The 20589-nt window shown below is 34.5% G+C and carries 22 protein-coding genes; 20 read left to right on the forward strand and 2 right to left on the reverse strand.

Annotation, left to right across the window (positions count from 1 at the left end):
- The 6 genes from RBQ61_RS10900 (at position 1) to RBQ61_RS10925 (ending at position 4962) form a co-directional block, all read left to right on the forward strand.
- Positions 1-186, forward strand: coding sequence for a hypothetical protein (locus RBQ61_RS10900; protein ID WP_213924557.1), 186 nt, complete (start codon positions 1-3; stop codon positions 184-186).
- 106 nt (positions 187-292) lie between these two features.
- Entirely contained in the window at positions 293-1015 is a 723-nt protein-coding gene (locus tag RBQ61_RS10905; RefSeq protein ID WP_308137348.1) for an isoprenyl transferase, read from the forward strand.
- 12 nt (positions 1016-1027) lie between these two features.
- Positions 1028-1795, forward strand: coding sequence for a phosphatidate cytidylyltransferase (locus RBQ61_RS10910; RefSeq protein WP_308137349.1), 768 nt, complete (start codon positions 1028-1030; stop codon positions 1793-1795).
- 14 nt (positions 1796-1809) lie between these two features.
- Positions 1810-3057, forward strand: a complete 1248-nt coding sequence (gene rseP, locus RBQ61_RS10915; RefSeq protein WP_308137350.1) for an RIP metalloprotease RseP — start codon at positions 1810-1812, stop codon at positions 3055-3057.
- Between the two features lie 87 nt (positions 3058-3144).
- Positions 3145-4206 carry a flavodoxin-dependent (E)-4-hydroxy-3-methylbut-2-enyl-diphosphate synthase gene (gene ispG, locus RBQ61_RS10920; RefSeq protein WP_308137351.1) on the forward strand — a complete coding sequence of 354 codons (1062 nt, stop codon included), beginning with the start codon at positions 3145-3147 and terminating at the stop codon, positions 4204-4206.
- A 144-nt stretch (positions 4207-4350) separates the two neighbouring features.
- On the forward strand, positions 4351-4962 hold the full coding sequence (locus RBQ61_RS10925; protein ID WP_308137352.1) for a 50S ribosomal protein L25: 612 nt from the start codon (positions 4351-4353) through the stop codon (positions 4960-4962).
- A 67-nt stretch (positions 4963-5029) separates the two neighbouring features.
- On the opposite strand, the gene RBQ61_RS10930 is transcribed toward RBQ61_RS10925, so the two are convergent.
- Together RBQ61_RS10930 and RBQ61_RS10935 are read right to left on the reverse strand one after the other, a co-directional pair.
- A complete protein-coding gene (locus RBQ61_RS10930) occupies positions 5030-5707 on the reverse strand; it encodes an MgtC/SapB family protein (RefSeq protein ID WP_308137353.1) in 678 nt (225 codons plus the stop codon).
- Positions 5708-5824: 117 nt separating this feature from the next.
- Positions 5825-6931, reverse strand: a complete 1107-nt coding sequence (locus RBQ61_RS10935; protein ID WP_308137354.1) for a KamA family radical SAM protein — start codon at positions 6929-6931, stop codon at positions 5825-5827.
- 583 nt (positions 6932-7514) lie between these two features.
- Here RBQ61_RS10935 and rimP point away from each other — a divergent pair.
- The 14 genes from rimP to dut all read left to right on the forward strand — a co-directional run bounded on the left by rimP (position 7515) and on the right by dut (position 20576).
- On the forward strand, positions 7515-7979 hold the full coding sequence (gene rimP / locus RBQ61_RS10940; protein WP_308137355.1) for a ribosome maturation factor RimP: 465 nt from the start codon (positions 7515-7517) through the stop codon (positions 7977-7979).
- 8 nt (positions 7980-7987) lie between these two features.
- Positions 7988-9052 carry a transcription termination factor NusA gene (gene nusA, locus RBQ61_RS10945; protein ID WP_308137356.1) on the forward strand — a complete coding sequence of 355 codons (1065 nt, stop codon included), beginning with the start codon at positions 7988-7990 and terminating at the stop codon, positions 9050-9052.
- On the forward strand, positions 9049-9318 hold the full coding sequence (rnpM, locus tag RBQ61_RS10950) for an RNase P modulator RnpM (protein ID WP_308137357.1): 270 nt from the start codon (positions 9049-9051) through the stop codon (positions 9316-9318). The genes nusA and rnpM overlap by 4 nt, the downstream gene beginning before the upstream one ends.
- On the forward strand, positions 9311-9604 hold the full coding sequence (locus RBQ61_RS10955; protein ID WP_308137358.1) for a ribosomal L7Ae/L30e/S12e/Gadd45 family protein: 294 nt from the start codon (positions 9311-9313) through the stop codon (positions 9602-9604). Before rnpM ends, RBQ61_RS10955 begins: the two co-directional genes overlap by 8 nt.
- A 14-nt stretch (positions 9605-9618) precedes the next feature.
- The gene (gene infB, locus RBQ61_RS10960) at positions 9619-11847 is read left to right on the forward strand and encodes a translation initiation factor IF-2 (RefSeq protein ID WP_308137359.1); all 2229 of its coding nucleotides are present in this window, start codon (positions 9619-9621) and stop codon (positions 11845-11847) included.
- A gap of 21 nt (positions 11848-11868) precedes the next feature.
- On the forward strand, positions 11869-12246 hold the full coding sequence (rbfA, locus tag RBQ61_RS10965) for a 30S ribosome-binding factor RbfA (RefSeq protein ID WP_213924544.1): 378 nt from the start codon (positions 11869-11871) through the stop codon (positions 12244-12246).
- Positions 12203-13207: a bifunctional oligoribonuclease/PAP phosphatase NrnA gene (locus tag RBQ61_RS10970; RefSeq protein ID WP_308137360.1), complete on the forward strand. Its 1005-nt coding sequence runs from the start codon at positions 12203-12205 to the stop codon at positions 13205-13207. Before rbfA ends, RBQ61_RS10970 begins: the two co-directional genes overlap by 44 nt.
- The gene (truB, locus tag RBQ61_RS10975) at positions 13204-14076 is read left to right on the forward strand and encodes a tRNA pseudouridine(55) synthase TruB (RefSeq protein ID WP_308137361.1); all 873 of its coding nucleotides are present in this window, start codon (positions 13204-13206) and stop codon (positions 14074-14076) included. The genes RBQ61_RS10970 and truB overlap by 4 nt, the downstream gene beginning before the upstream one ends.
- Before the next feature lie 16 nt (positions 14077-14092).
- Positions 14093-14851 (forward strand): FAD synthetase family protein, encoded by a 759-nt coding sequence (locus RBQ61_RS10980; protein ID WP_308137362.1) that lies wholly within the window; start codon positions 14093-14095, stop codon positions 14849-14851.
- Positions 14852-14997: 146 nt separating this feature from the next.
- Positions 14998-15261: a 30S ribosomal protein S15 gene (gene rpsO, locus RBQ61_RS10985; RefSeq protein ID WP_213924540.1), complete on the forward strand. Its 264-nt coding sequence runs from the start codon at positions 14998-15000 to the stop codon at positions 15259-15261.
- Positions 15262-15331: 70 nt separating this feature from the next.
- On the forward strand, positions 15332-17425 hold the full coding sequence (locus RBQ61_RS10990; RefSeq protein WP_308137363.1) for a polyribonucleotide nucleotidyltransferase: 2094 nt from the start codon (positions 15332-15334) through the stop codon (positions 17423-17425).
- 276 nt (positions 17426-17701) lie between these two features.
- Positions 17702-18556, forward strand: a complete 855-nt coding sequence (locus RBQ61_RS10995; RefSeq protein ID WP_308137364.1) for a polysaccharide deacetylase family protein — start codon at positions 17702-17704, stop codon at positions 18554-18556.
- Positions 18557-18874: 318 nt separating this feature from the next.
- The gene (locus RBQ61_RS11000) at positions 18875-20155 is read left to right on the forward strand and encodes a pitrilysin family protein (protein WP_308137365.1); all 1281 of its coding nucleotides are present in this window, start codon (positions 18875-18877) and stop codon (positions 20153-20155) included.
- Positions 20145-20576 (forward strand): dUTP diphosphatase, encoded by a 432-nt coding sequence (gene dut / locus RBQ61_RS11005; RefSeq protein WP_308137366.1) that lies wholly within the window; start codon positions 20145-20147, stop codon positions 20574-20576. The genes RBQ61_RS11000 and dut overlap by 11 nt, the downstream gene beginning before the upstream one ends.
- The last annotated feature ends 13 nt before the right edge of the window (positions 20577-20589 follow it).

A 20589-nucleotide genomic window follows, 5' to 3' on the forward strand; every position in this document is an offset into this window, starting at 1 on the left:
ATGAATAATTTAATAGGCTATCCTCTTAAGGATGCCATTGAAATTATTGAAAAGGATGCCAATAAAATTATTAGTATTAAGAAGATAACGGGAACTAACAAAAAGTTCAATAATTTAGAAAAACCGTATGTAATCAGAAGACATGACTATGATAATTATGTCACGCTGTATATTTCGTATTATTAGTTTGTAATGAAGGCTTATGGTATCATAGGCCTGAGTTACGTTTTTGTATGCTGCCGGGGAAGGAGCAAGTAAATTGGTTAGCGAGACTGTGTGTAGAGAGGCCGATATGAAACTAGAAGAAAAGGTGCGTAACGATATTATTCCGGAGCATCTCGCGGTTATTATGGACGGTAACAGAAGATGGGCTAAAATAAGAAACCTCCCGACTAGAGACGGGCATAAAGAAGGTGCCTTGAGGGTTACAGATCTTGTGAGAAACTCTGCGGATCTTGGTATTAAATACCTTTCTGTTTACGCTTTTTCCACTGAAAACTGGAGAAGAGATAAAAAAGAAGTAGATTATCTTATGAATCTGCTGGTTGAATTTGTTACTAAGGAATTGGATTATTTACATAAGAACAACGTTAAAATAACTCTTATGGGCAATATTGACGATTTGCCCGGAAAAACGAAAAGAGAAGTTAAACGTTCAATCGAAATGACAAAAAATAATACTAAGCTCCATTTAAACATCGCATTGAGTTACGGAGCCAGAAATGAAATAATCAATGCGGTTAAAAAAACGATTAACGATTGCGAAAACAACAAAATTGATATTGATGATATAAATGAAGATAGTTTCAAAAAATATTTATTTACCCATGATATGCCTGATCCGGACCTGCTTATAAGAACAAGCGGTGAAATAAGACTAAGTAATTTTTTATTGTATCAACTTGCCTATACTGAGTTATATTTTACTGATGTGTTGTGGCCGGATTTCAAAAAAGAACAATTATTGACGGCTATTGACAGCTTCCAAAACAGGAAGAGGAGATACGGAAACTAGGGCGGTGTTTTTATGAGACAAAGAGTTATTACTGGGGTAGCAGGAGGAGCATTTATTGCTGCTGTAACATATATGGGAGGGCCTGTATATGATTTCGTTTATTTCGGCATAACCTGCATAGCTATCTATGAACTTTCAAAAGTTTTTTTTAATAACGGTTTTGGTTACGAGGCTATTGTAAATTATTTGTTTGCAATTGCATTATTTATTGAAAAGATAACAGAGTATAATCATTATTTCGACTTTTTTCTGTTTTTATACATATCATTAAATTTTCTTATATTTGTATTCAATAAAAAGATTGATGTTAAGAAAATTTCCGAGATAATCTTTATTGGAGTTTATGTAGTATTCTTTATGTACCATATGATGCTTATGAACGGCTCTCCATATGTATGGCTCGTTTACATAATAGCATTCGGCTCTGATACATTTGCCTATTTTTCAGGTAAAATCTTCGGAAGGCATAAACTCTATCCGGAGGTAAGCCCAAATAAAACTATAGAGGGTGCAATCGGTGGAATAATAGGATGTGTAATACTGTCGTTGATTTATTTTAATTATTTAAGAATAAATAAATATATTTACATTATAATATTTAGTGTGAGTGCATCTGTCTTTTCAATGACAGGTGATCTTGCAGCTTCAAAAATTAAAAGGGAAAGCGGAGTAAAGGATTTTGGCAATATGCTGCCCGGACACGGAGGAATATTAGACAGATTTGACAGCGTTCTTTTTGTTGCTCCTATAATTTATTACTTTATTCGCCATTTCCTCTAGATGGAGGTATAATATTGTTGACATTAGTTTCAGCTATTCTTGTATTTTCGGCTATAGTACTTGTTCACGAATTTGGCCATTACAAAGCTGCCAGAAGCGTGGGCATAAAAGTATATGAATTTGCAATAGGAATGGGACCGACTCTTTACAAAAAAGAAAAAAACGGAACAATATATTCAATAAGAGCAATTCCTATAGGTGGATTTGTACAAATGGAAGGCGAAGAGGAAGATGTGAGAACTTCAACAAGTTTCAGCACAAAGACAATCTGGCAAAGATTTAAGGTTATAGCAGCAGGACCTTTGATGAACTTTGTTTTCGCTCTTGCATTATTCATTATTATTGCTCTATCATTTGGAGTATACGGAAATCGCATAGATTATATTGATAAAGATTCAAATGAATACAGTGCTGGTTTAAGAACCGGTGATAAAATTGTATCTATAAACGGAGATAAGGCATATATCTGGGAGGATATCTTCTATGAAATAGCAAATCCGGATCGTGCTTACTATACGGTGGAATATGAAAGAAACGGAGAGGTAAGCCAGGCCAGGATTGAAAATAACTACAGAAAAATAGTAGGTATCAGCACAGATGTAGTTGACGGAAAGGCTACAACGACAGTTTCTCCTACAGATGTAACTTCTCCTGCATATGAAGCGGGGATTCATGACGGGGATAAAGTAACAAAAATAAACGGAATCCCTATTGATACTTGGGAGGAGTTGACAAATCAGGTTGAAAATACACCGGACGGACAGCCGGTAAATGTAACTGTTGAGCGAAACGGAAATACTCTTGATTTCAGCATAACACCTCAGACACAAATTGCCGTTAAGTTTAATACTCAACTTGAGAAATCATTTATTACTGCAATTTCTTCATCGGCTTACAAGACGGTATATTATATAGAGCTTATGTTTAAAACAATCAGCCAGCTTGTAACCGGAAAACTGGGGAGTGATGCATTGGGTGGCCCTGTTATGGTAATATCGATGGTTGGCGAAGCTGCCGAAAGCGGATTGCTTTCACTTTTGAGTTTAGCGGCTTTTATAAGTATAAATCTTGGATTTATGAACCTTTTGCCAATTCCGGCTCTTGATGGAAGCAAGCTTGTGTTTTTAATAATCGAAGCAATAAGAGGAAAGGCTATACCTATTGAAAAGGAAGGGTATATACATTTTATTGGATTTATGGCGCTTATTGCATTCATGGTTTTTATAACATATAAAGATATTTTGAGATTATTGAGGATTTAATTTATAAGAGATAGATGAGCAAAAGATATTTAAGCTCATCTATTGCTTTGTTAACATATTTTGTTGCAATACTATGTAGGAGGATGTATGGGACAGATAATCAGAAGGAAATCAAGAAGTATTATGGTAGGAAATGTGCAGATAGGAGGCGGGGCGAAAATTCCTGTTCAGTCCATGACAAACACATTTACTAAAGATGTGAAGTCTACTGTGAATCAAATTTTGCAGCTTGAAAAAGCAGGATGTGAAATAATCAGAGTTGCTGTTGCGGATAGTGAGGATGCGGAAGCAATAAAAGAGATAAAAAAGCAAATAAATATTCCAATAGTTGCAGATATTCATTTTGATTACAGGCTTGCGTTGAAGTCCATAGAAAACGGAATAGATAAATTAAGAATAAATCCTGGTAATATAGGAAGCACGGACAGGGTAAGAAAAATTGTAGAAATGGCAAAGCCCAGAAATATTCCGATTAGGATAGGTGTTAATGCAGGCAGCATACATAAGGAAATATTAAAGAAGTATGGCAATAAACCGACTTCAGAGGGAATGGTTGAATCTGCCCTTGAGCATGTTAAAATATTAGAAGATTTGGACTATAAAAATATTGTTATTTCAATGAAAGGAACAGATATTAAGATGACAATAGATGCATACAGATCGATGGCTGCAAAGGTTGAATATCCGCTCCATTTGGGCATAACCCACGCAGGAACTTTGTTTGAAGGAAGTATTCGTTCTGCAATTGGAGTAGGTAGCTTGCTGGCAGACGGAATCGGCGACACTTTAAGAATTTCATTGACTGATGACCCAAGGGAAGAAGTTAAGGTTGCCAGGGAAATTTTAAAAAGCCTTAATTTAAGGAATTTTGGAATTAACTATATTACATGCCCTACGTGTGGCAGAACAAAAATAAAATTGATAGATCTTGCACAAAAAATTCAGGAAGGCTTGAAGAACGTAGATAAGCCGATTAGTGTCGCGATCATGGGATGCGCCGTAAATGGGCCTGGTGAAGCAAGACAGTGTGATATAGGCATTGCAGGCGGTGTAGGAGAAGCTCTGTTATTCAAGAAGGGTGAAATAATAAAAAAGCTTAAGGAAGAAGATATCATAGATACATTACTTCTTGAAATTGAAAAAATGTAATAAGATTGACATTTTTGTAAAATATAGTATAATGAGAATATATTAATAAAGTTGGATTTCGTGAAGAGTTCAACTTATTTTTATAACATTTTAAAATAATGTGGGGTGTTATTTACTTTAACATATTAATAAGGAGGATTTACAATGTCAGAATTAGGTGTAATAAAAATTAAGAAAAGAGAAAATACCAATAGCAGAGAAAGTAAGAAGTTGCGTAAGAATGGCTTTGTACCTGCTAGTATATCCTGTAAAGGAAAAGATTCCGTATCGGTTTATTTAAGGACGGACGAATTAAAGAAGAGTGTTAATAAATACGGGAGATATGCGCTTTTTAAACTTTCTATTGAAAACGAAGATACGATAACAGGAATGGTAAAGGATATTCATTATTCGCCAATTAAGGGAGAACTTTTGAATGTTGATTTACAGGAAGTATCTATGAGTGAAGAAATTAAAGCTGATTTGCCAGTTAGACTCAAAGGTGTAGAGAAGCTGGAGTTAAGGAAACTCATGGCACTTTCGCAGCTTGATGTTATTCGTGTAAAGGGTCTGCCGCAGGATATTCCCGATGAAATTACTATTGATGTTTCAAACATTAACGGTATCGAAAATATTAACGTTGCAGATGTGGATTTTCCTAAAGGCATTGTACCTGAAATTAACCTTGAACAATGTGTTATTTCTATTGTTGAAGCAAAAAGACAGGCAAGTGTTGAACCTGAGCCTGATGAAGATACAGAGAGTATTGATGCTTAATAGCATTATATATTATAGTAAAATTGCAATCATTGAGTTGATTGCAATTTTTTGTGTGGAAGAAAGATCAAAGTTCTTCAATATGAATCAAGCCTTCAAATGAACTGAAATTTTGAATTATATCTATATGGTTCATACGTTCATGCGCCTCCAACTGTATAATTGCAATTACAGTAACATCCTTCAGTGTTGGGTCTTTTGTAATTTCAATATCATGGACTTTAAAGTTATTTTCGTAGCAGTAGGTAATAAATCTGTCAAAATGTTCAAGCGTAGAAAAGGATGTATACACGGCTATAGACTTGTTAGTTGAAGTAAGCCATATATCAAATTTTTTTAACAATGTAATTATCAGAAAAACGGCTAAAGCTACGATAATGGCACCGAAATAAAAACCTATTCCTATAGCTAGACCGAGACAAGCTGAAGCCCAGAGACCTGCTGCCGATGTAAGACCTCTTACTTGGCTTCTGCTAGTTACAATTATGGTTCCTGCGCCAAGAAAGCCTATACCGCTGATGACCTGAGCTCCAAGTCTGGCAGGATCACTGCCTTGAAAATTATTATATATAAACTGATTAGTCATCATTATTAAGGAAGAGCTTAAGCAGACAATCATATATGTTCTGAAGCCAGCCGGCCGGTTTTTCCTGCTGCGTTCAAGACCTATGAGACCTCCGAATATAAGTGACAGCAGAATCCTAAGAGTTATTGAATACGCGTTCAGGTTGTATAATATTTCCATAATAATCACCACCTTGAAAATTATATAATACTAATATTATATCTAAAAGGACTACAAAAGTTTCATATATATTATAAAAAAGCGAAATTCTTTTAAAGAACTTCGCTACTTAATTCTTTATATTTTATCAGGGAGCCAAGCTTGTTCATCGGTTACCTTAACGGTTAATATTTTGCCGTTATCTTTCGGATGTTTTGCCTGATGGTATTTAAACAACACTTCATCCTCTCCGATCTGTCCTATTATTTCAATTTTCCCTGTGGGGTGACTCATTGCATATTTAAAGGCCTTGCTTATTCCATTTAACTTTGTTCTTGTTTCATCCATTATTTTTATTGCAGTTTTTATTGGAACCTGAAATTGGTTTTTTACTCCGGAAACCGGCCTGCATTGGAATATGTAGTAAGGAAGTATTCCTATTTCAGTAAGCCCTCTCATGAGAGATGCCAATGTGTCGGAATCATCGTTTATGTCTTTTAGCAGTACTGTCTGATTCCGTACGGCTAAACCGATGTTTCTAAGCATTTCGATTGCCTTAGTAGATTCAGGAGTAATTTCATTAGGGTGATTAAAATGAGTTATAATGTAAATCTGCTTTATTTTGCTGTAGCGTTCCAGAATATCAAGGAGTTCCTTGTCCTCTGTTATCCTCTGGGGAAAGACTACAGGTGTCCTTGTTCCGAAGCGAATAAAGCTTAGATGTTCAATGCTTGAAAATTCGTTAAGTATTCTTTCTATTTTTTCGTTGCTGTTCATGAAGGAATCTCCGCCTGATACCAGCACATTTGTTATTTCTTTATGTTCTTTTATATAATTAACAACTTCATCAAAGTGTTTATTTATTTCATCGTCACTTACTCCTACTAATCTTTTTCTGAAGCAGTGCCTGCAGTACATTGCGCATCTGTTTGTTGATAAATACATTGCTGTCTGTTTATATTTGTGCTGAAGGCCGTTTACTACAGTATTGCTTGCTTCGCCGCTTGTATCAAGACTTCCGCTCATATCAGTTTCAAGTATTGAAGGTACGGAGAGCTTCCTTATTGGATCATTCGGATCATCCTTGTTGATTAAAGATAAGTAATATTCAGGTATTGACATAGGATATCTTTCAATGATGCTTTCAAGTTTTTCTTTATCATTATCTCCAAGTTTCCAGTTCAGTGCTTTGCTGACCTCATCTGCTGTTGTAACATTGTTTTTCAATTGTAATTTCCATTCCATAAATTCAACTCCATTCATTTAATTTTATAACATATTCAACTCCAATTTAAAATTAAATACTAAAAAAATTGAGTTTAATAAAGAGTTTTTATTAACCCGGTATGATTAGTTAAATCATAATTTTATTATTAGTGATTTTTGCGAAATTATTTAACAGTAAAATAAAAGTGGAATGAGATATGACGCTACTATATTTTCCATGAAAAATCTGTATGATATCTTTATATGTTAAGCTTATTTATATATTAGCATAATTTTTGGTAACAGTAAAGCGTTAACAATAAATTTTACGAAATTTTAACGATTGGTTAGCAAACGAAACGTCAAATACATATCAGCTCTTTATTCTGTCTGCTTAAAATAAGATATTGTATGCAGGAAAATCTAAATAATAGTTGCGTCAAAAGATAACGGTTTGCAATATTTGAGTATATAATAAATTTTATTTGATTAATAAAAATTATTGTGATATAATATACAGAAGATAGAAATTTTGACAAAAGAGTGGGGTTACAGCCCACTCTTTCTGATTGTATGTATAAAAGTATTCGTAATGATGGCTAAAAAGGGTAAAGGAGATAATATGAACAAAAAATACATAGAAGAATCAGTGAAGAAAATGGTTGACAGTGTTGTCAAAAATACAGAATTGGAAATGGTTGATATTGAATATGTAAAGGAAGGACCATTCAAATATTTGAGAGTATATCTAGATAAGCCTGGAGGAATAACGGTTGATGATACTGCAGATGTTAGCAGGGCACTTAATAAAAAGCTTGATGAAGCTGATTTAATAAAAGAACAATACTTTCTAGAGGTGTCTTCTCCGGGAATTGAAAGAGCTTTTAAATCAGATGGGGATTATAAAAAAAGCATAGGCGAGAAAGTTGAAGCAAAGTTTTTTAAGGCGATTGATGGCAAAAAATCCATAGAGGGTATTTTAGTTGAGAAGAATGATGACAGTGTAGTTATTTCAAGCAACGATGAAAATATAACTATTAATCTTAAAGATATTTCTAAAATAAATAAATTGTTAGAGGACTTTTAACGGAGGGTATGATGAACAAGGAAATATTAAATGCGTTAAGCGAGCTTGAAAAAGAAAAGGGGATTCGCAAAGATGTTGTGCTTGAAGCTATAAAGGCCGCTTTAGAAACGGGCTATAAAAAGAATTTCAGTAAGGCTACTAATTTCAGCATTGATATTGACGAAGAGAATGGTGAATATAAATTGTTTCAGGATAAGACAGTTGTTGAGGCAGTTGAAAATAAAAATCATGAAATTACATTAGAAGATGCAAGAACAATCGATGCAAAGTATGAGTTGGGAGATATAGTCAAGATTGAAATTAAGCCAAAAAAGGATTTTGGACGCATTGCTGCTCAAACGGCAAGACAGGTTATACTCCAAAAAATACGTGAAGCTGAAAGAGAATCAATTTTCAGCGAATTTTATGGCAGAGAATCCGATATACTAACAGGTGTGGTTCAACGAGAGAGCAAAGGTAACATTTATGTAGATTTAGGAAAAATCGAAGGAATTATAACCACCAGTGAGCAGATACCTGGAGAAGTTTACAATCCTGGAGAAAGAATTAAAACAGTAATAGTAGAAGTGAAAAATTCAGGTAAAGGTGCAAGCATAATGCTTTCAAGAAGCCACCCGAATCTGGTTAAAAGACTTTTTGAACTTGAAGTTCCTGAGATACATGACGGTATAATAGAAATTTTTTCAATAGCGAGAGAAGCAGGTTCAAGAACAAAGATTGCTGTTTTTTCAAATGACTCGAATGTAGAACCTATAGGTTCATGTGTAGGAAATAAAGGAACTAGGGTAAAAAATATAATTGATGAAATATGCCAAGAAAAAATTGATATTATAATATATGATAAAGATCCCGAAAAATTTATTGCAAACAGCCTCGGACCTGCAAAAATAGTGAAGGTTACTGCCAGTGAAAATGAGAAGAGTGCTGTTGCTGTTGTGCCTGATAATCAATTATCTCTTGCAATAGGCAAGGAAGGACAAAATGTAAGGCTGGCAGCAAAACTTACCGGATGGAAAATTGATATAATAAGTGAATCTCAAGAAAAGGAGAATAGCTCCGGGGAGGTACTATGAAGACTCGTAAAATTCCAATGAGGAAATGTATAGGATGTATGGAGAGTTTTCCAAAGAAGGAATTATGCAGAATTGTAAAAAACAAAGATAATGAAATAAACTTTGATTCTACCGGAAAAATGAACGGTAGGGGAACATATATCTGTAAAAAAACCGAATGCTTTGATAAAGCTGTAAAGTCAAAAAGACTGTCTAAATCACTGGAAGCTGAAATACCGAATGAGGTATATGAAGCTATCAAAGCGGAGATTGCTAAGAATGAATAAAATATATTCAATGCTCGGTATTGCCAAAAAGGGAGGTAAACTGTCCATAGGCTATGATGCGGCATGCATTGATATTAAAGGTAATAAAAGCGTGCTGGTTTTAATTGCTACAAATGCATCAGATAAGACAAAGAAAAACATACAATTCATGTGTGAAAAATATAAAGTTAAATATGTTGAATATGGGGAAAAAGAAATCCTGGGAAAAAGTCTCGGGAGAAAGGTGGTGAGTGTTTTGTCAATTAATGATATAAACATAGCATCATATTTATTAAATAATTTATAACCGGAGGTGGCTTAATGAGAATATACGAACTTGCAAAAGAATTAAAAATGAATAGTAAAGACCTTGTTGCTTTGGCAGAACAGGAATTAGGTATTACTATAAAAAATCATATGAGTTCTATTACGGACTTAGAGGTTATTCGGCTTAAAAAAGCACTAAATATTATTAACAGCAATAAAAAGGCAAAGGCTGCAAAGGGAGCAAAAAATGCAGTTATTGACGACGATGAGCCTTTAGTTGATGAAAAAATAGACTTAAATCAGGCTAAATTAAAGAAGGTCGACAAGAAACTAATATCTCCTGTGAAGAAACAGCAGGTACAGCAAAAACCAAGGACAGAAGGCGGAGAAAAAGGATCTTCAAAGGGATCTGCAAAAGGTAAAAATAATTTTAACAAAAAAAATCAAAAAAAGTCAAAGAATAAGCCTCAACAGCCTCAGCAGCAAAAACCTGCTGAACATGAAAGAAAGGAAAACCCTAAAATAAAAAATATAGAAATTGAAGAATCTATAGTAGTAAGAGAATTTGCAGATAAGCTGGGCGTTCCGGTTAATCTTGTTATTTCGAAGCTGATTTTGCTTGGTATAATGGCTAACATGAATCAGGAAATTGATTTTGCTACAGCCCAGCTAATCGGTGAAGAACTGGGAGCTAAGATTACTAAAATTGAAGTTGTAGATGAGCTTCAAAATTTAGAGGACTCACTTGCTCAAGAAGATACAGATGATGAAAAAGATATGCTTCCAAGACCGCCTATAGTTACTGTAATGGGTCACGTTGACCACGGAAAGACATCACTTCTTGACGCAATAAGAAACACGGCAGTGACTGAACATGAAGCTGGAGGAATAACTCAGCACATAGGAGCTTCACAGGTTGAAATAAACGGAAAGAAGATTACCTTCCTGGATACACCGGGACATGAAGCCTTTACTTCAATGAGAGCAAGGGGTGCTAAAGTTACAGATATAGCAATTATAGTTGTTGCTGCAGATGACGGAGTGATGCCTCAGACAATAGAAGCAATCAACCATTCCAAAGCTGCCGGAGTACCTATTATTGTTGCTGTAAATAAAATTGATAAACCTACAGCAAACATGGATAGAGTAAAGCAAGAACTGTCAGAGCAAGGAATAATATCTGAAGACTGGGGCGGAGATACTATATTTGTGCCAGTTTCAGCAAAAAAACGCATGGGAATAGAAGATTTGCTTGAAATGATATTGTTGGTAGCAGAAGTACAAGAATTAAAGGCTAACCCTAACAGAGCTGCAAAGGGAACAATAGTAGAAGCTAAATTGGATAAAGGCAGAGGTCCTGTTGCAACCGTACTTATAGAAAAAGGAACATTGAGCAAGGGAGACATTGTGTTGGTTGGCAGTGCATACGGCAAGGTCAGAGCAATGTTTAATTATAAGGGCAAAAAAATAAACCAGGCTGGACCGTCTGTACCTGTAGAAATTCTTGGACTTTCAGAGACTCCGCAGGCTGGAGATATTCTGGTAGTAATGGAAAATGAAAAAGATGCTAAAAATATAGCTGAAAAGCGCAAGGACAAAAGACATCAGGAAACAATGAATGCTACATCAAAAGTGTCGCTGGATGATTTGTTTGACAGAATACAAAAGGGTGAAGTTAAGGATTTAAATATCATAATTAAAGCAGATGTAAGCGGTTCAATAGAAGCAGTTAAGCAGTCACTGCTTAAACAGAGTATGGATGAAGTTAAGGTTAATCCTATACACGGAGGCGTCGGCGGAATTAACGAAAATGATGTAATGCTTGCTTCAGCATCTAATGCCATTGTAATAGGATTTAATGTAAGGCCTTCTATAGCTGCAATGGAGCTTGCAAAGAAAGAGAATGTAGATGTTCGTACCTACAATATAATTTACAATGCCATAGAAGATATTCAACAGGCAGTAAAGGGTATGCTTGCACCAGTTTACAAGGAAGTTGTGCAGGGAAGGGCCGAAGTTAGACAGACATTCAAAGTTCCAAATGTTGGAATTGTTGCCGGTGTATATGTAACAAGCGGCAAAATAACAAGAAAGTCAAAAATTAGACTGCTTAGAAATGATATAGTAATCCATGAAGGAGAAATATCATCATTAAAGAGATTTAAGGATGATGTATCAGAATTAAATACCGGGTATGAAGGCGGTATTGGTATTGAAAAATATAACAACATTAAAGAAGGCGACTCAATGGAAGCCTATATAATGGAAGAAATTAAAAGATAGTTAACAGAAAAGGGGTATAACATGGCAAATAGAAGAAATAACAGATTGTCGGGCGAAATGAAAAAAGTTATATCTGAAGTAATCAGAAACGAAGTAAAAGACCCAAGAATATCAGACCTAACGAGTGTTACGGATGTTCATGTCACGGAAGATTTAAAATATGCAAAAGTATATATTTCCGTATACGGGGACATTGAACAAACTTTGAAAGCACTAAAGAGTGCAGGAGGTTTTATCAGGCGGGAAGTAGGGAAAAGAGTTAAAATGCGCATAACGCCTGAATTGATATTTGAAAAGGATGATTCAATAGAAAAAGGAATATATATGTCGAGCCTTATAAATAAGGTTATTAAAGATGAAGAAAGCAGGAAGGCTGAAGATGAATCCATTGATGAATGATGTAAAGGAAATATTTAATCTAATAAATAATTCTAAAAAAATCTGCATCGCAGGACATAAAGCCCCTGATGGAGACTGTATAGGGTCAGTTATGGCCCTGTACGAGTTCTTGAAATCTATTAATAAAAAAAACTTAGCAGTGTATATTGATGGCAGCATTCCTTTTAATTATAAACCATTAGTTGATGAAAGTGTAATTTCAACGGAGTATGACGGAGAAGAGTTTGATTTACTGGTGGTTCTTGATTGCAGTGATTTAGGAAGGTTAGGTAAATTTACGGATGTATTCTCTCATTCAAGCAAGACAATATGTATAGACCACCATAAAACCAATGAAGGCTATGCAGACATTAATGTAATAGATCCATCTATGAGCTCTACAGGTGAGCTTCTGTATGACATATTAAAGATATCAGGCTATGAAATTTCTCAGCAGGTTGCAACATTCATTTATGTAGCTATATTGACTGATACAGGAAAGTTTAGCTATTCCAGCACAACAGGAGATACTCACAGAAAAACGGCGGATCTTATGGATCTGGGAGTAGATGCATCTCATGTGGACAACATAGTTTATAATTCTAAGCCTGCAAATGTTGTGAAGGCTTATATTGATTGTATCAGCGGAATAGAGTTGTACTATAAAAATAAATTTGGTATAACTTCCATTACTAGAGATATTTTAGAGAAAAACAATACTGATATGAATGATATTGATGGAGTAGTAGAGTTTATAAGAGGAATAAAAGAAGTTGAAGTGTCTTGTGTACTTAAGGAATATGAAGATTGTAATACAAAGGTAAGTTTGAGATCAAAAAATAATATAGATGTTTCCAAAATATCGGAAAAATTTGGTGGCGGAGGTCACGCTAAAGCTGCAGGATTTGAAATAAACGATACGGTTAAAAACTCTAAGAGTTTATTGGTGGAAACATTTAAAGAATATTTTGGAGAAAAATGAACGGAATATTAAATATTTTGAAGCCCACTGGAATGACATCTCATGATGTTGTAAGTAGAGTCAGAAAAATTTTAAATATGAAAAAAGTTGGCCATGCAGGAACGCTTGATCCAAATGTAGCTGGAGTTATGGCAATATGTGTAGGCAAGGGAACAAAAATAAGCGATTATCTTATGAGCGGTGATAAAGAATATATTTGTGAACTTATACTTGGTCAAAAAACAGATACTCAAGACAGTTATGGCAAGATAGTTGATGAAAAATACAATTTCAGTGTCAGTGTTGAAGAAATTCATGATATTTTGAAGGATTTTGAGGGAGAACAGCTTCAAGTTCCGCCTATGTACTCAGCAGTTAAATTAAATGGAAAAAAATTATATGAATATGCCAGACAGAACATTGAAGTTAATAAACCCGGAAAATTAATAGATATAAAAAAAATAGAGTTTATAAAATTTGAAAACAACAGAGTTCTCATGAGAGTTAAATGTTCTAAGGGAACATATATGAGAACATTGTGCAATGATATAGGAGAAAAACTTGGAACATTTGGACATATGGGCATACTTGTAAGAACAGAGGCAAAAGGTTTACATATTGAAAATTCTGTAACTTTAGATGAGCTGGAATATTTATTTGCTTTCAATAAATTAAATGAATGCCTTATTTCCATTGATGAGATGTATCCTTTAGAAAAAATTATCGTTGATGAACGGTATTATGACAGACTGGCTGCAGGCAACGAGGTTTTTGCCGAGGCTGATGTTTGTAACGGCAGTGAATTTTACGTTTACTGCAGAAACAAACTTGTAGGAATAGGGAAAAAAATCGGAAATAATTCAGTTAAAATAGAAAAAATGCTTATATGAGCTATAGGTGGTACTAATGAAAAACATAAACGGATCGTGTGTTGCCATCGGTAATTTTGATGGTATTCATACAGGTCATGACGTGCTTATAAGACGTATGATTGAATTAAGTCATGAAAAAAATCAGGACAGCATAATAATTACTTTCAAGTTTATAAAAAAAGATTTAAGAAAATCAAATTGTAACATCAAGTACATAAATTCAGGAAACATAAAGCTGGAGCTTTTAAAATCCTATAGTGTGACAGAGGTAGAGGAAATACTGCTTGACGAGGTTGTTTCAAAATATTCTCCGGAACAGTTTATTCGTGAAATTCTCATAGATAGGCACAATGCAAAAAATATCGTAGTAGGGTACAATTTTACATTTGGGTACAAAGCCGAAGGAAATATAAATACGCTGAAAAAGTTTCATGATAAGTACGGTTACAGCGTAGAAGAAATACATCCGGTAAAATATAACGGAATAGTTGTAAGCAGCACTCTGGTGCGAAATTTGTTAAATGAAGGCAAAATTCGCGAAGCAAATAATCTTTTAATAGATAATTATACTATATTTAACGAGGAAATTAATATAGATACTAATAAAAATGCTGCTTTTGTGAATAATAAAAGCAGTATCATAGTGCCTCCCGACGGCAGATATAAGATAAAGATGGGAAATAGGGAAATGATACTTAAGATTGTATCTAACAGGTATGGTTCTGTCTTGACTTTTGGTGAAAAGATTGAAAATGGCAATGATATAATATTTTTAGACAAAGTTGAAAGCTGATAATTTTGCATTAAAAAATTAAATTTAGGTTTACAAAAAACAAGTAGTATGGTAAAATTTATTGTATTTCCATAATCTAAGTTTTTCGAATCCTCAACGTATTGCTTGGATTATTGGTGAAATAAAAATTATTATTGGAGGACAATATGACTAAGGAACAAAAAACACAAATTATTGAACAGTACAGAATCAATGAAAAGGATACGGGATCTCCGGAAGTTCAGATAGCGTTGCTGACTCACAGAATCAACAATTTAACTGAACACTTGAAAGACAACAAAAAAGATCATCACTCAAGAAGAGGTCTTTTGCAAATGGTTGGTCAAAGAAGAGGATTTCTTAACTACTTAAAAGAAAATGACATCGAAAGATACAGAAGTATTGTTGCAAAATTAGGATTAAGAAGATAATTAAGGAGCGGGGAAAATCCCGCTCTTATTTATCATTCAAAAGATTTCAAACTATTAGAAGGAGGTACAAATGGAAGAAAAAGTTTTTAAATATACGCTCGCAGGAAGAGAATTAAAAGTTACTACCGGCAAAATAGCAGAGCTTACAAACGGCTCTTGCATCGTACAATACGGAGATACGGTAATAATGGCTAATGTTGCGGCATCAAAAGAGCCAAGACAGGGTATAGACTTTTTTCCGTTGAGCGTTGATTTTGAGGAGAAGCTTTATTCTGTGGGAAAAATTCCCGGAGGATTTATTAAAAGAGAAGGCAAACCGGGAGAAAAGGCAATACTAACGTCAAGACTAATAGACAGACCGTTGAGACCGCTGTTTCCGAAAGGATACAGAAATGATGTTTCGGTAACTGTTACTGTATTGTCAGTGGATCAGGATTGTTCGCCTGAAATAGCTGGGATGATAGGTTCTTCAATTGCATTGACCATATCAGATATTCCCTTTGACGGGCCGACAGGTTCTGTAAACATAGGTCTTATTAATGATGAATTTATTGTAAACCCAAGCAGCAAGGAAAGAGAAGCTACGGCTTTGAACTTAACTGTTTCTGGTACAAAAGAAGCCATAATGATGGTTGAAGCTGGTGCAGATGAAATAAGCGAAGCTAAAATGCTTGAAGCAATATTGTTTGCTCACGAAGAAATTAAGAAAATATGTGACTTTATTAGTGAGATAAAAGCAGAAGTAGGAAAAGAAAAATCAGACTATCTAAAATTTGTATGTGATGAATCGATTGAACAAGAAATCAGAGAATATGCCGCACCTATAATAAATGAGGCTATAATAGTTAAAGATAAGCTTGAGAGACAAGACAGAATCGATAGTTTCAAAGCGCAGACAAAGGAAGTATTCTTGGAAAAGTATCCTGAAAATGAAGCTGATATTGATGATGCTCTTTATACTATAATTAAGGAAAAGGTAAGGGAAAATATTCTTGTAAGAGGTATAAGACCTGACAACAGACAAATTGATGAAATAAGAAAAATTTCATGCGAAGTTGGAATGCTTCCTAGAACTCATGGATCTGCAATATTTACTAGAGGCCAGACTCAGGTTCTTACAGTAACGACTTTGGGCGTTTCAAGTGATGAACAGACACTGGACGGTATATCTGAGGAAACATCTAAAAGATATATGCATCATTACAACTTCCCATCTTATTCAGTAGGAGAAACCAGACCTTCAAGAGGACCTGGCAGAAGAGAAATCGGACACGGAGCATTAGCAGAACGTGCATTGGAGCCTGTTATTCCATCGGTGGATGTATTCCCTTACACAATAAGACTTGTTTCTGAAGTTCTTAGTTCAAACGGTTCAACTTCACAGGCTTCTGTATGCGGCAGTACATTGTCTTTAATGGATGCCGGAGTTCCTATTAAATCACCTGTAGCAGGAGTGGCAATGGGATTAATGAAACAAGATGACAATGTTGTAGTGCTTACTGACATACAGGGAATGGAAGACTTTTTGGGAGATATGGACTTCAAGGTAGCCGGAACAAAAGACGGTATAACTGCAATCCAGATGGATATAAAAGTTCATGGAATCGACAGAAATGTTTTAACAAATGCATTAGAAAAGGCTCGCGTTGGAAGACTGTTTATATTGGATAAAATGCTTGCATGCATTGATAAACCAAGAGATGAAATAAGTAAGTACGCACCTAAGATAATAAGCATGACAATTAATCCTGATAAGATAAGAGATGTTATAGGAGCAGGCGGTAAGGTTATCAATAAGATAATCGAAGAAACAGGAGTAAAAATTGACATTGAAGATGACGGTTCAGTACTCATAGCTGCCGAAAATGTTGAGAGTGCTTATAAAGCTAAAGAAATAATTGAAGGCATTATTAAGGAAATAGAAGTAGGAGAAATAATGCTCGGCAAGGTTGTAAGAATTGTTACATTTGGAGCGTTTGTTGAACTTACAAATAACAAAGACGGACTTTTGCATATATCTCAGATATCCGACAAAAGAGTTGCAAAAGTAGAGGACGTTTTAAGCGTAGGCGATGAAATACTTGTTAAAGTAATAGAAATCGACAATCAAGGAAAAATAAAACTTTCAAGAAAAGAAGCTATAAAAGAAACCGAAAATAAATAATATATCGGTAATAATAAATGCTTTAAGATAATAAGATAACAATATCAAGGTAAGACCGAGATTTTGTTATTTTTTATTTTCTGATTTTTGAAACAAGAGTTATTACAATTTACTCATATGGAAAGTTATGAAAGGATATAGCATAAAAATATGGTGATTTTTGAAATTGATGTTATTACTATGATATTTATACCTTTATATCCTGTTAGTGAGTGTTGATGCTTATATTAAAAAGATATATAATTTATATATATTAAACATATATTAAGGGGGGATATGATGAAAAAAGTATTGATTTTATCATTGATAACATTGATGATTTTGTCTGTCAATATTGGAGCGAATGCTGACGAAGTCGGTATACAACAATACAACTTACCGAATTTAGGACATGCACAATATTCTGTAGAAAAAGCACTGGATTTATCAGTGTATGCGTCAGAACCTGTCGAAGAACAGGCACTTGCTGATGAAGAACAGGCGCTTATTAATCCGGAGCAGCAGGATACAAGTGAATTGGATTATGACAAGCCAGTAGTTGCTTTGACATTTGATGACGGTCCATCCAAATATACTCCTGAAATACTTGAAGTATTGCGGGAAAATAATTCTAAAGCGACATTTTTCGTGGTGGGGTCAAGCGTTGATAATTATAAGGATACATTAAATCAAATAATAAACGAAGGAAATGAGATAGGAAATCATACCTATAACCATAAAGACTTAACCACTGTTACGAATGAAGAGTTATACAAGCAGGTTAAAGGTACGGATGATTTGATTTATAGTGCTACGGGGTACACTCCGGCAATAATGAGACCACCTTATGGTGCAAGTGATGATGAATTGAACAAAAAAATCTTAAAACCAGTTATTAAATGGTCTGTTGATACACGTGACTGGGAGAATAGAAATACAGAAATGATTGTAAATGAAATTTTGGAAAATGTACAGGACGGAGACATAGTTCTTATGCATGATTTATATGAAAGCACTGCCGAAGCAGCAAAGATAGTTATTCCGGAACTTGTGGAAAGAGGATATCAACTTGTTACGGTAAGCGAAATGTCTGAGTACAGAGGTATTTCATTGACTGAAGGAGAGCAGTTCTACAATATGTATATAAATTAGGTATAAAAGGGCGTAATTCTAATCAATTATGCCCTTTATAATTAAAGTATTGTAATTTATGTAAAATTCTGATAATATTAATTCATAATAATTTTTTAATAAAATCATAAATAGACCCTTTAAATAATACATTTAATTATGAGGGGGATTTTTATGAAATTTTTTTGCAATAACTTAGAATTTATAAGAAAACTCATAATAATAATTTTGACTTTGGTTATTATTATACTGCTTATAACAGGCAGATGCAGTACCGGGAGATACATAATGTTATGGTAATGTAAGTTTGCCTGCAAGATTAGCATATATGGAGGAGAAATGATAAAAAAGCATACTTTAGATAACGGTATAAGAGTGGTAATGGAAAAAATAGACTATGTAAAATCGGCATCAATAGGAATTTGGGTCAATGTTGGCTCCAGCAACGAGACAGAAGAAACAAACGGAATGTCTCATTTTATTGAACACATGCTTTTTAAAGGAACATCTAACAGAAAAGCAAATGAAATAGCTGAGGATATGGATAATTTGGGCGGCCAGATGAATGCATTTACAAGCAAGGAATGCACCTGTTTCTATGTTAAGGTTCTGGATGAAAACATTGAGGAAGCCACTGATATACTTTCAGATATGTTTTTTAACTCATTGTTTTTGCAGGAGGAAATTGATAAGGAAATTTCTGTTGTTATAGAAGAAATAAAGATGTATGAGGACTCTCCGGAGGACATTGTTCACGATAAACTTACGGAAATAGTTTTTAATGACAGCCCTATGGCATATAATATACTTGGTACGGAAAAAAATTTAAAGACATTTACGACACAGAGTGTATTGAAATACATGAAAGAAAAATATTCTCCTCACAATACTGTGATAGCAATTGCTGGAAGCTTTGATGAGGATAAATTTGTTAACATGATCAAGAATAAATTCAGCCACTGGCAGAATGGTTGTGTTGAACACATTGATAAACCTGGAGAATATAAGCGCAGAGTTGTAGGAATAAATAAGGACCTGGAGCAGCTCCATATGTGTATAGGAAATAAGACAATCGGGAGACATGACAAAAAATACTATCCATTGCTGGTTTTAAACAACATATTTGGTGGAACTATGAGTTCTAGAATTTTTCAGGAAGTAAGAGAAAAGAAGGGCCTGGTTTATTCGATTTATTCATTCGTATCTAATTATAAGTGCACTGGAATATTCAGTATATATGCAGGAATGTCATATGAACAGACGGAAGAAGCGCTAAGGACAGTATTAAAAGTAATGTCCGGCATGAAAAACGGAGATATAACAGAAAAAGAATTTAACAGAGCAAAACAGCAGATAAAGGGGAATTTTATACTTGGACTTGAAAGTACATCCAGCCGTATGTCGGCAATCGGAAGAAGAGAGTTGTTGTACAATGAAATCCAAAATCCAAATGAGATTATAGATCGCATCAATGACGTTAAATTGGAAGATGTATTGAAAGTATCTCAGGAACTGTTTGATATAGATAAGCTAAGTATCACTTTTACAGGTAATTTTAATAAGCATAAAGACATTGAAAAGATTATAAATAAAGTACTTGGAGAAGAATATGAAAGTTAAAATAGTAAAGAAAAATCCTTTTGAGCTCCCTACTTATGAAACAAAGGGCTCAGCAGGAGTAGATTTAAAAGCATATGTGGATGCAACGATAACATTAAAACCTATGGAAAGGGCATTGGTTCCAACCGGAATACATATAGAGATTCCTATGGGATACGAAGCCCAGGTAAGAGCAAGAAGCGGACTGGCAATTAAGCACGGTATAAGTTTGGTAAACGGAATCGGAACCATTGATTCAGATTATCGCGGTGAAGTAAAAGTAATACTGATTAATTTAGGCGACAAAGAGTTTGTAATCAATAATGGCGACAGAATTGCACAGATGGTTTTTATTAAGCATGAGCAGGCTGATTTTGAACTGGTTGAAGAGCTGGGTAATACGGAAAGAGGCGAAGGAGGCTTCGGGCATACGGGAATTTAAATTATAAAAGGGG

Source organism: Sedimentibacter sp. MB35-C1 (genome assembly GCF_030913635.1).
Taxonomy (GTDB): Bacteria; Bacillota; Clostridia; order Tissierellales; family Sedimentibacteraceae; genus Sedimentibacter.

Bases quoted from the DNA above. Each gene is read 5' to 3' on its own strand.
- RBQ61_RS10900 (WP_213924557.1), top strand. From the start codon at position 1: ATGAATAATTTAATAGGCTATCCTCTTAAGGATGCCATTGAAATTATT.
- RBQ61_RS10905 (WP_308137348.1), top strand. From the start codon at position 293: ATGAAACTAGAAGAAAAGGTGCGTAACGATATTATTCCGGAGCATCTC.
- RBQ61_RS10910 (WP_308137349.1), top strand. From the start codon at position 1,028: ATGAGACAAAGAGTTATTACTGGGGTAGCAGGAGGAGCATTTATTGCT.
- ispG (WP_308137351.1), top strand. From the start codon at position 3,145: ATGGGACAGATAATCAGAAGGAAATCAAGAAGTATTATGGTAGGAAAT.
- RBQ61_RS10925 (WP_308137352.1), top strand. From the start codon at position 4,351: ATGTCAGAATTAGGTGTAATAAAAATTAAGAAAAGAGAAAATACCAAT.
- RBQ61_RS10930 (WP_308137353.1), bottom strand. From the start codon at position 5,707: ATGGAAATATTATACAACCTGAACGCGTATTCAATAACTCTTAGGATT.
- RBQ61_RS10935 (WP_308137354.1), bottom strand. From the start codon at position 6,931: ATGGAATGGAAATTACAATTGAAAAACAATGTTACAACAGCAGATGAG.
- rimP (WP_308137355.1), top strand. From the start codon at position 7,515: ATGAACAAAAAATACATAGAAGAATCAGTGAAGAAAATGGTTGACAGT.
- nusA (WP_308137356.1), top strand. From the start codon at position 7,988: ATGATGAACAAGGAAATATTAAATGCGTTAAGCGAGCTTGAAAAAGAA.
- rnpM (WP_308137357.1), top strand. From the start codon at position 9,049: ATGAAGACTCGTAAAATTCCAATGAGGAAATGTATAGGATGTATGGAG.
- RBQ61_RS10955 (WP_308137358.1), top strand. From the start codon at position 9,311: ATGAATAAAATATATTCAATGCTCGGTATTGCCAAAAAGGGAGGTAAA.
- infB (WP_308137359.1), top strand. From the start codon at position 9,619: ATGAGAATATACGAACTTGCAAAAGAATTAAAAATGAATAGTAAAGAC.
- rbfA (WP_213924544.1), top strand. From the start codon at position 11,869: ATGGCAAATAGAAGAAATAACAGATTGTCGGGCGAAATGAAAAAAGTT.
- RBQ61_RS10970 (WP_308137360.1), top strand. From the start codon at position 12,203: ATGAAGAAAGCAGGAAGGCTGAAGATGAATCCATTGATGAATGATGTA.
- truB (WP_308137361.1), top strand. From the start codon at position 13,204: ATGAACGGAATATTAAATATTTTGAAGCCCACTGGAATGACATCTCAT.
- RBQ61_RS10980 (WP_308137362.1), top strand. From the start codon at position 14,093: ATGAAAAACATAAACGGATCGTGTGTTGCCATCGGTAATTTTGATGGT.
- rpsO (WP_213924540.1), top strand. From the start codon at position 14,998: ATGACTAAGGAACAAAAAACACAAATTATTGAACAGTACAGAATCAAT.
- RBQ61_RS10990 (WP_308137363.1), top strand. From the start codon at position 15,332: ATGGAAGAAAAAGTTTTTAAATATACGCTCGCAGGAAGAGAATTAAAA.
- RBQ61_RS10995 (WP_308137364.1), top strand. From the start codon at position 17,702: ATGATGAAAAAAGTATTGATTTTATCATTGATAACATTGATGATTTTG.
- RBQ61_RS11000 (WP_308137365.1), top strand. From the start codon at position 18,875: ATGATAAAAAAGCATACTTTAGATAACGGTATAAGAGTGGTAATGGAA.
- dut (WP_308137366.1), top strand. From the start codon at position 20,145: ATGAAAGTTAAAATAGTAAAGAAAAATCCTTTTGAGCTCCCTACTTAT.